The 8,974-nt window shown below is 71.5% G+C and carries 6 protein-coding genes, 1 tRNA gene and 1 pseudogene; 3 read left to right on the top strand and 5 right to left on the bottom strand.

Annotated features, from left to right (window positions below):
- Both ACTT8P_RS28020 and ACTT8P_RS28015 read right to left on the bottom strand, forming a co-directional pair.
- Nucleotides 1-366, bottom strand: a pseudogene (locus ACTT8P_RS28020) (hypothetical protein); the annotation flags it as partial.
- Nucleotides 363-1,691: a peptidoglycan-binding protein gene (locus ACTT8P_RS28015; RefSeq protein ID WP_442834546.1), complete on the bottom strand. Its 1,329-nt coding sequence runs from the start codon at nucleotides 1,689-1,691 to the stop codon at nucleotides 363-365. The pseudogene ACTT8P_RS28020 and the gene ACTT8P_RS28015, both read right to left, overlap by 4 nt.
- A gap of 175 nt (nucleotides 1,692-1,866) precedes the next feature.
- Between ACTT8P_RS28015 and ACTT8P_RS28010 the strand changes: the two genes are divergently transcribed.
- From ACTT8P_RS28010 to ACTT8P_RS28000, 3 genes are all read left to right on the top strand, one after another.
- Nucleotides 1,867-1,940 (top strand) — tRNA-Lys (locus tag ACTT8P_RS28010).
- A 384-nt stretch (nucleotides 1,941-2,324) separates the two neighbouring features.
- Nucleotides 2,325-4,298, top strand: a complete 1,974-nt coding sequence (locus ACTT8P_RS28005) for a glycosyltransferase family 2 protein (RefSeq protein ID WP_442834545.1) — start codon at nucleotides 2,325-2,327, stop codon at nucleotides 4,296-4,298.
- On the top strand, nucleotides 4,295-6,232 hold the full coding sequence (locus tag ACTT8P_RS28000; RefSeq protein ID WP_442834544.1) for a galactose oxidase-like domain-containing protein: 1,938 nt from the start codon (nucleotides 4,295-4,297) through the stop codon (nucleotides 6,230-6,232). The genes ACTT8P_RS28005 and ACTT8P_RS28000 overlap by 4 nt, the downstream gene beginning before the upstream one ends.
- A 43-nt stretch (nucleotides 6,233-6,275) precedes the next feature.
- Here ACTT8P_RS28000 and ACTT8P_RS27995 read toward each other — a convergent pair whose 3' ends face one another.
- The 3 genes from ACTT8P_RS27995 to ACTT8P_RS27985 all read right to left on the bottom strand — a co-directional run bounded on the left by ACTT8P_RS27995 (nucleotide 6,276) and on the right by ACTT8P_RS27985 (nucleotide 8,865).
- The gene (locus tag ACTT8P_RS27995) at nucleotides 6,276-7,310 is read right to left on the bottom strand and encodes a glycoside hydrolase family 6 protein (RefSeq protein WP_442834543.1); all 1,035 of its coding nucleotides are present in this window, start codon (nucleotides 7,308-7,310) and stop codon (nucleotides 6,276-6,278) included.
- A 286-nt stretch (nucleotides 7,311-7,596) separates the two neighbouring features.
- Complete coding sequence (locus ACTT8P_RS27990) at nucleotides 7,597-8,271, bottom strand: class F sortase (protein ID WP_442834542.1); 675 nt, start codon at nucleotides 8,269-8,271, stop codon at nucleotides 7,597-7,599.
- A gap of 6 nt (nucleotides 8,272-8,277) precedes the next feature.
- The gene (locus tag ACTT8P_RS27985) at nucleotides 8,278-8,865 is read right to left on the bottom strand and encodes a hypothetical protein (RefSeq protein ID WP_442834541.1); all 588 of its coding nucleotides are present in this window, start codon (nucleotides 8,863-8,865) and stop codon (nucleotides 8,278-8,280) included.
- Between the last annotated feature and the right edge of the window lie 109 nt (nucleotides 8,866-8,974).

Below are 8,974 nucleotides of genomic sequence, written 5' to 3'. Positions count from 1 at the left end.
GGCCAGCACGCCCGCCGCGCCGGGCAGCACCCTGGCCGGGCGTTCGGCCAGCGCCGGGTCGACCTCGGGGGCCGGGCGCGGCTTGGACACCGGGCGCCGGACGCGGGGCTGCTCGCCGGTGCCGTGCCGGCGGCCGACGACCGCGGGGCGCAGCGGCACCGGCGCCGGTTCGGGGTCGTCCCTGAAGAGCAGGTGGACCGGGATCTCGGTGGTGGCCTCGTTCTGGATGAGGCGCACCGGACGGGACAGTCCGTCCGCCGGGCCGCCCGGCTCGGGGGGTGGTGGGGTGGTGGTCGAGGTCGTACTCATGCGTGCTCCAGCCTCCGCGCCAGATGCCTCATGAACGTCGGGAAGGGGGAATGTCAGGAGAAGAGCCGGCGCCAGGTCTCCGGGCCCGGGAAGCCGTCCGCCGCGCCGCCGCGCCAGCCCTGGGCGCGCTGGAACGCCTCGACGGCCCGGCGGTCCGCGACGCCCCAGCGCGGACCGGGACCGGAGGCGTAGAACCTGCCGTACCCCTTCGCGACCAGCTGCCTGCCCAGCCGGGTGACATGGTCGCCGGACGCGTCCGGGCGGAACGCGGCCCGGCCCGGGTAGCCGGGCACCCCGGCGTGCCCCGGCCCGGCGGGCGGGATGTCCTCGCCCTTGCCGGTCACCAGGAGCCGCCAGGTGGCCGGGCCCGGCAGCCCGTCGGCGTCGGCGCCCCGCCAGCCCTGGGCCCGCTGGAACGCCCGGGTCGCCGCCCGGTCCGCCGCCGACCAGCGCGGCCCCGGGCCGGTGGCGTAGAAGCGGGCGCCGCCGCGCCGGACCAGCAGCCGGCCGAGCCGGGTGACGGAGGCGTTGTGCGCGCCGGGGCCGAAGGCCGCCGTCCCCGGGTAGGCGGTCGGCTCGGCGCCGGCCGCGGACGCCACCACGCCCTTGTAGCGGTAGGGCAGATAGCCGGCGGAGTTGTTCCAGTAGGCGTACGGCGTGGCCTTGCGGCGGGTGTGCGGGGGCGTCTGCTCGTAGGCGACGTACTCGGTGTGCGTCGAGTCCGTCCAGCCGCCGAAGATCACCACGTGGGAGCCCTTCTCGGGGTCGGCCGGGTTGTGGAACAGCAGGATGTCGCCGGGCTGGAGCTCGTCCTTGGTGACGCGGTCGGAGAACGTGCCGAGGCTGCCGGTCCACTCGTTGGCCGGCAGTCCCCAGGCCATCGAGACATAGCCCGAGCAGTCCTGCCGGTAGCCGTCGGACCAGTAGGCGCTCATGCTGTACGGCACCTTCGCGTCGACCCAGGTCTGGGCCCGCGCCATGATCTGCTCCCGGGTGGTCTCGGGGAGCGGGGCACCGGCCGGCGGGACGGCGGGCGCCCCACCGGGACCGTGCAGCGGCGTCCGCTTGCCCTGGGGGGTGCCGGGGGTGCTGGTGCTGTCGGGGTCGGGGGCCTGCGTGCTGCCGGGGGGCTCGGTGCGGTCGGCCGCGGGGACGCCGGGGCGCTGCGGGGCGTGGGCGGCGGCGGCCGGGAGGGCGGTCGCCGCGCCGGTGGCGAGGGCGGCGGAGGCGGTGGCCGCCACGACCAGGGCCCGCCGGGCGGCCGGACGGGCGGGGGTGGCGCGGCCCGCGGTGGCGTGCGGCAGCACCCGGCGCCAGTGATGGCAGCCGGGGCAGTCGCAGTCGTTCGCCGGGTCGATCTCCTCGAATACCGGCGTCTCCATGCGATTCCCCTCACACTCCGGCCGGACCTGTCCGCTGCGGTACACGTGCGTCAGTTTCGCAACGGTGGGCGGGACGCGCATGTTGACGGTCCGAATGATGTACGGGGCCGCTCGGGCGGGCGGCCGGTGGTCCGGAGCACCGCGCGGGGTCGGGTAAAGTTGTCGATGTCAGCAGGCGCCGCTAGCTCAGTTGGTTAGAGCAGCTGACTCTTAATCAGCGGGTCCGGGGTTCGAGTCCCTGGCGGCGCACCGACAGCCGAAGGCCCTTCGCGAGAGCGAGGGGCCTTCGGCGTTTCCGGCCTCTCCACCTGATCTCCACAGACACGGCAATTCGCGCGTATGACCGGTAAACACCTCGTTTCCCGTCTTGCGATCATGCTGACGGCCGTAGAACCCTGGTGGATCCAGGGGGGCACGGAACCGGTTGGCGGTACTGCGGGACGAGGGGCCGCAGGGGGCCGGATGCCGAGGGGGCATCATGCAACCGGAAGGGCGCCGTTCCATGTCTATAGGGTGTGGATGGTGTGGTGACGGCGATCCACCACTGTTACGCCTGTGACGGTCCAGGGGAACACCGGCAGCGGGCGCTGTACGCGACGAAACACGCGTGACCTGCGTGTGGGGGGATGACTCATGACGTCGACGCCGCCGGGCGCCGGGCCTGACTTCGACCCGTCCGAGACCACCCAGCTCAGAGTGGTCCCGCATCGGATGTCCACCACCGGCACGTTCCGCCGGATCAAGCGGACACTGCCGCGCTACGACTACGAGCACTACAGTCGGCTGGCCGGTCCGCTCACCCAGCCCGAGGACCCGGACCAGCCCTACCGGGTGCGCTACCGCTCGCTGCTCTCCCAGGAGCCGCACCGGATACGGGTGGCGCTGATGCTGGCCGCGGCGCCGCTGCTGTCGGTGGTGCTGCTGGTCTGGCTGCTCCAGCCCGAGCACTGGACCGAGCGGGACTACCCGGCGTTCGACTGGCTGCCCGCGCTCGACGTGGTCATGCTCGTCTCCATCGGTCTGATCGAGCTGTTCCGTTGTGCGAACGTTTTGTCGAACGCGCACGCCACGCTCGTCGCCCGCGATCCGGTGCCCGTGGTACCCGAAAGCGGAACCCGGGTCGCCTTCCTCACCTCCTTCGTGCCCGGCAAGGAACCGCTGGAGATGGTGACCAGGACGCTGGAGGCGGCCGTCAAGATACGCCACCGGGGCGTGATGCACGTCTGGCTGCTCGACGAGGGCGACGACCCCGAGGTGAAGGCGGTCTGCGCGCGGCTGGGCGTGCACCACTTCTCCCGCAAGGGCGTCGCGAAGTGGAACATGCCCAAGGGCCCGCACCGCGCCAAGACCAAGCACGGCAACTACAACGCCTGGCTGGAGGCGCACGGCGACGACTACGACTACTTCGCCTCCGTCGACACCGACCACGTGCCGCTGCCCAACTACCTGGAGCGGATGCTCGGTTACTTCCGCGACCCGGACGTCGGCTTCGTCATCGGCCCGCAGGTCTACGGCAACTACGACAACCCGGTCACCAAGGCCGCCGAGTCGCAGCAGTTCCTCTTCCACGCCCTGATCCAGCGGGCCGGCAACCGCTACGGCTCCCCCATGTTCGTGGGCACCTCCAACGCGGTGCGGATCAAGGCGCTCAAGCAGATCGGCGGGCTGTACGACTCGATCACCGAGGACATGGCCACCGGGTTCGAGATCCACCGGCACCGCAATCCCGCGACGGGCCGCAAGTGGCGCTCGGTCTACACCCCCGACGTGCTCGCGGTCGGCGAGGGCCCGAACGCCTGGACGGACTTCTTCACCCAGCAGATGCGCTGGTCGCGCGGGACGTACGAGACGATCCTCAAGCAGTACTGGAAGGGCTGGTACTCGCTGCCGCCGAGCAAGCTCTTCAACTACACCATGATGATCATCTTCTATCCGATGTCGGCCATGAACTGGATACTGGCCGCGCTGAGCTGCGCCCTGTTCCTCGGCCTCGGCGCCTCCGGCGTCAACATCGACCCGGCGGTCTGGCTGATGCTCTACGGCAACGCCTCCGCGCTCCAGATCGGCCTGTACGTCTGGAACCGCCGGCACAACATCTCGCCGCACGAGCCCGAGGGCTCCGGCGGTGTCGCGGGCATGATCATGTCGGCCCTGTCGGCACCGCTGTACGCGAAGGCGCTGATCGACTCGGTGCTGCGCCGCAAGAGCAAGTTCGTGGTGACCCCGAAGGGCGACTCGGTCAGCCCGGACACCTGGTTCGGCACCTTCCGGTACCACTGGTACTTCATCGTCATCTTCGGCGGTTCGATCACCGCCGGTTTCGGGTACGGGCACGCGCACCCCGCGATGATCGTCTGGGCCACGTTCGCGCTGCTGATCACGGCGTCGCCGATGTTCGCGTGGCGGCACCAGTTGCGGCAGCTGCGGAAGGCGGCGGGTCCGGCTGCCGAGGAGCTGCCGGCCGTCGCGCCCGAGGCCCCGGTGCCCGCCCCGTATCCGGGGCCGCACGCGCCGCAGCAGCGCCCCACGTGGGCCGCGTCCGGCCAGGTCGCGGACGACCAGACCATGCAGATCGCCCTGGGCGGACTTGGGGGACGTAAGGAATGAAGCACCAGGCCGGCCGCCGTCGGGCCCGTCGACTCGCGATAGGCACGGTGGTGGTACTCGCGCTGGCCGGGATGAACGGGCCGTGGCTGTACCGCTTCGGCACCGAGAAATACCACCAGTACAAGATCAACCAGCCGGAGTACAAGGCCGCGAACGGCCGCTGGGAGATCGTCGACTTCCCGGACGAGTACAAGCAGAACACCATTCACGCGGCGCTGCTGCGCACCGGCAAGGTGCTGCTGGTCGCCGGGTCGGGCAACAACGCGGACAATTTCGACGCGAAGAAGTTCGACACCCGGATCTGGGACCCGGTCAAGGGCACCATCAAGAAGGTGCCGACGCCCACCGACCTGTTCTGCACCGGGCACACCCAGCTCGCAGGCGGCAATCTGCTGATCGCGGGCGGCACCAAACGGTACGAGAAGCTGAAGGGTGACGTCACCAAGGCCGGCGGGCTGATGGTGGTGCACAACGAGAACCCGGACCAGCCGATCACCCTGCCGGCCGGCACCAGGTTCACCGGCAAGGAGAACGGCAAGACGTTCGTCTCCAAGGACCCGGTGCTGGTGCCGCGCGCCGAGAAGGTCTTCGACGAGACGACCGGCGAGTTCCTGCGCAACGACCCGGGGCTCGGCCGGATCTATGTCGAGGCGCAGAAGAGCGGCGCGAAGTACGAGACCGGCACCCAGGACAACTACCAGGTGCGGGGGCTGTCCGGGACCGACGCGAAGAACACGTACGGCATCGCGGAGAAACTCGCCCTCGACAAGAAGGACTTCCAGGGCATCCGGGACGCGTACGAGTTCGACCCGGTGGCCGAGAAGTACATCAAGGTCGACCCGATGCACGAGGCCCGCTGGTATCCGACGCTCACCACGCTCAGCGACGGCAAGATCCTCAGCGTCTCCGGCCTCGACGACATCGGGCAGCTGGTGCCGGGCAAGAACGAGGTGTTCGACCCCGAGACCAAGACCTGGACCTACACCGACAAGACCCGGCAGTTCCCGACGTATCCGGCGCTGTTCCTGACGCAGAACGGGAAGATCTTCTACTCGGGTTCGAACGCGGGGTACGGGCCCGACGACGTCGGGCGGGAGCCGGGCGTCTGGGACGTGGAGACCAACGAGTTCGACCGGATTCCCGGGCTGAGCGACGCCGACCGGATGGAGACGTCCGGGACGGTGCTGTTGCCGCCGGCGCAGGACCAGAAGTACATGGTGATCGGCGGCGGCGGGGTCGGTGAGTCCAAGCTGTCGAGCGCGAAGACGCGGATCGTCGACCTGAAGGCCGACCGTCCGGAGTTCGTGGACGGGCCCTCGCTGGAGAAGGGGACGCGGTATCCGCAGGCGTCCGTGCTGCCCGACGACAGTGTGCTGGTGTCCGGGGGGTCGCAGGACTACCGGGGGCGCGGCGACTCCAACATTCTCCAGGCGCGGCTGTACGACACGGAGACGAACTCCTTCGACCGGGTCGCCGATCCGCTGGTGGGGCGGAATTACCACTCCGGGTCGATTCTGCTGCCCGACGGGCGGGTGATGTTCTTCGGGTCGGACTCGCTGTACGGGGACGCGGCGAACACGAAGCCGGGGACGTTCGAGCAGCGGATCGAGATCTACACACCGCCGTACCTGTACAGGGGTGAGCGGCCCGACCTGTCGGACGGACCCGAGAGCATCTCCCGGGGGGAGTCGGGGACGTTCACGTCGAAGGCCGCGTCCTCCATCAAGAAGGTGCGGCTGATCCGGCCGAGCGCGTCGACACACGTCACGGACGTGGACCAGCGGTCCGTCGCGCTGGACTACGAGGTGTCCGGGGACAAGGTGACGGTGACCGTTCCCGAGAACAAGAACCTCGTGCAGTCGGGGTGGTACATGCTGTTCGTGACGGACGGGGACGGGGTGCCGAGCAAGGCGCAGTGGGTGCGGGTGCCTTAGTCAGTGCCGGAAGTCGTAGTGCTGTGCGCGGTTCCTCGCGCCCCTATGTCTCTCGCGCCAGCTCCAAGGCGTAGTCCTGCCACCACTCGCCCGCCTTCGGGCCGCCCTTGCATTCGCCGTCTGATTCGCCGGGGCGCTTGATCCACAGGTAGGCGTCGACCAGCGGGTCGGCCGTGCGGGTGGTCGGGGTTTCGCCGAGGGCGCGGCCCGGCGGGTTGCACCAGCGTTCCGTTTCGTCGCCCTCGGTGTACGGGCCGTTGCCGTTGCGGCTGGTGTCGATGACGAAGTGCTGGTCGCCGACCTTGGCGGAGAGCTGCTTGCCGTAGGCGAGGGAGTCGTCGGTGGAGTAGAAGTTGGAGACGTTGACCGCGAAGCCGTCGGCGCGGTCGACGCCCGCCCGGGTGAGGGGCTCGTGGATCTGGTCCGGGTCGCCCCAGCCGGCGTTGCCCGCGTCCAGGTAGACCTTGGTGTCGGCCAGGGACTTCAGGGTGTCGACGGCGCCGCCCAGCAGGTCGTAGCGCTCCTCGTGGAACTCCTCGGGGGTGCAGCCGTCCACCAGGTGCAGGACCGCGTCCGGTTCGAGTATCACCGTGGCGGAGCGGTCGCCGATGCCCTTGGCGACCGCGTCGACGAAGCTGCGGTAGGCGTCGCCGTCGGCGGCGCCGCCCTGGGAGTACTGGCCGCAGTCGCGGTGCGGGATGTTGTAGAGGACGAGCAGTGCGGTGCGGCCGGCCTCGTCGGCGGCCTCGGTGAAGCCGCGGGCCTGTTCCTCGGGGTTCTCCGGGCTGATCCACTCGCCGACCGGCTGCTCGGCGATCTTCCGGATCCGCGCGGCGTCGCTGTCCTGGCCGGCCTGCTCCAGCTCGGCGACCCGCCGGGCCGCGGTGGAGTCCGGGTTGACCCAGAACGGGTCGGCCTCCTTGGGCTGTTGCGTGATGCCGGCGCCGGCGTCCTTGCCCTGGTCGCCGTCGTCCCCGTCGTCGCCCGACGAACATCCGGCGACCAGCAGCGCCGCCCCCAGCAGCACCGCGGACGCGCGCGTCGCGGCGAACGTCCCGGCCCCCCTGCTGCCGTACATCCAACCCCCCTTGGGTGCACTGTTCCCGCTTCGTTCCAGGGGTCAATCCTGGCATACGGCCGCCGCCGGCCACGACGTCTCCCGGAAGCCGTGAGTGCCCCCTAGGCCAGAACGCCCCTACGCTCTAAGGTGGTTGGGGCAAGACAGCCCCGGCCCCCGGCTCTCTTCCACCAGACCTCCCGCGTGGTCGCCGGGTTACTCCCGCAATCCGTGCGCGCGCGGTCGAGGACCGGCTCGGCCGGCGGCATTCGGGGGAGTGGGCCGTCGGCCGGGCAGGGCCTGGAAATCAAGCGTCCGTGCCGGTGAGGTAGGCCGAGACGATCACGTTGGCCGTGTAGGTGTTGCTGACCCGGTCGAAGGTGCCGCCGCAGGTGATCAGGCGGAGTTCGGCACGTCCGGAGCGGTGCTGGCCGTAGGCCCGGCGGGCGTCGAACCGCTCACGGGTGAGGACCTGGACGTCGTCCACGGTGAACTCGGCGACCTCGGCGCTGCCGGCGGTGCCGCGCAGGACGCGGATCGTGTCGCCGGGTTCGATGGTGGAGAGCTGGTAGAAGACGGCCGGGCGGGTCGCGGTGTCGACGTGGCCGACCAGCAGAGCGGTGCCGGCCGCGCCGGGGGTGGCGCCGGACGTCCACCAGCCGACCGTGCCGGGGCGGCTGAAGGGCGGCGGCTGGAGGGCGCCCTTGGCGTCGAGGCCGCGGCCGATCACCGGGGCGCGCACGCCGAGGCGGGGGATGTCCAGGCGCCGGGGCGGGGCGTCGCCGCCGAGCGGCTGGTGCGCGGGCGGGAGGGAGCGGTACGGGGGTCGGCCGGCCGCCGCCATGTCGCCGGTGGCCGGCCCGGATATGCCGTCGGTGGCCTCGCGGCCCCACAGCCACAGCCCGAGGAGCAGCACCGTCCAGGCGATGCCGGTCACCAGGCGGCCGGGGGCGGTGGGGCGCTCGCGGTCGCTCGCGGACATGGCCGGTCAGTCCGTTCCGCGGCTCCGGCGGGCGCTGCGCAGCGCGACGGCCACGGCGGCGACGCCGGCGAGGACCAGACCGATGACCGCGTGCGCGGTGCCGGGCCCGTCCGGGCGGGCCTCGCCCTGCGGGTCGTGGGCGGTGCCGGCGTCCGTGGCGGCCAGCCGCGCGGCACCGCCGCCGCCCGCGTCGACGGGCGCGACCGGAGAGGCGTGGGCGGGGGTGGGGGTGCGGCCCTCGTCGGGCCGGTCGCCGCGGTCCCCGACGGTGAGCCGGCCCTCGCGCTGCTGGGAGCCGCAGCGGACCTTGACCACGTAGGCGCCGGCGGTGACCGAGGTGCGGACCCGGCCGGCGCCGACGAGTGCGCCGTCGCTGCTGGCCAGGGAGAGCCGTACGTCGGACTCGAAGGCCGCCGAGACGGCCACCGCGGTCTTCTCGGTGCAGTCGGGCGCGCGGAGGGTGACGTCGGTGCCGGGGGCGGGGGCCGCCGGGGTGACCAGGACCCCGTCGGTGTCCGCCGCGTACGCCGTGGCCGGGGTGAGCGCCGCGAGCAGCGCGGTCCCGGCACAGAGAGTGGCTTTCAGTGAGCCCATCGTGTACCTCCAGTCACCTTGGAGACTCCCCCGGTGGCCGGGCCGCCGCATCCGGTGCGGGGGCCCGACTGCTCCGAACGGGCGACGCGGGCCGCCGGCGGGTTTGGTG

The organism is Streptomyces sp. JW3 (genome assembly GCF_052216785.1).
In the GTDB taxonomy this organism is placed as follows: Bacteria; Actinomycetota; Actinomycetes; order Streptomycetales; family Streptomycetaceae; genus Streptomyces.
Note: the sequence above shows the minus strand (reverse complement) of the source record. Positions and strands in the feature narration are given on the sequence as shown.

Bases quoted from the DNA above. Each gene is read 5' to 3' on its own strand.
- ACTT8P_RS28000 (WP_442834544.1), top strand. From the start codon at position 4,295: ATGAAGCACCAGGCCGGCCGCCGTCGGGCCCGTCGACTCGCGATAGGC.
- ACTT8P_RS28005 (WP_442834545.1), top strand. From the start codon at position 2,325: ATGACGTCGACGCCGCCGGGCGCCGGGCCTGACTTCGACCCGTCCGAG.
- ACTT8P_RS27985 (WP_442834541.1), bottom strand. From the start codon at position 8,865: ATGGGCTCACTGAAAGCCACTCTCTGTGCCGGGACCGCGCTGCTCGCG.
- ACTT8P_RS27990 (WP_442834542.1), bottom strand. From the start codon at position 8,271: ATGTCCGCGAGCGACCGCGAGCGCCCCACCGCCCCCGGCCGCCTGGTG.
- ACTT8P_RS27995 (WP_442834543.1), bottom strand. From the start codon at position 7,310: ATGTACGGCAGCAGGGGGGCCGGGACGTTCGCCGCGACGCGCGCGTCC.
- ACTT8P_RS28015 (WP_442834546.1), bottom strand. From the start codon at position 1,691: ATGGAGACGCCGGTATTCGAGGAGATCGACCCGGCGAACGACTGCGAC.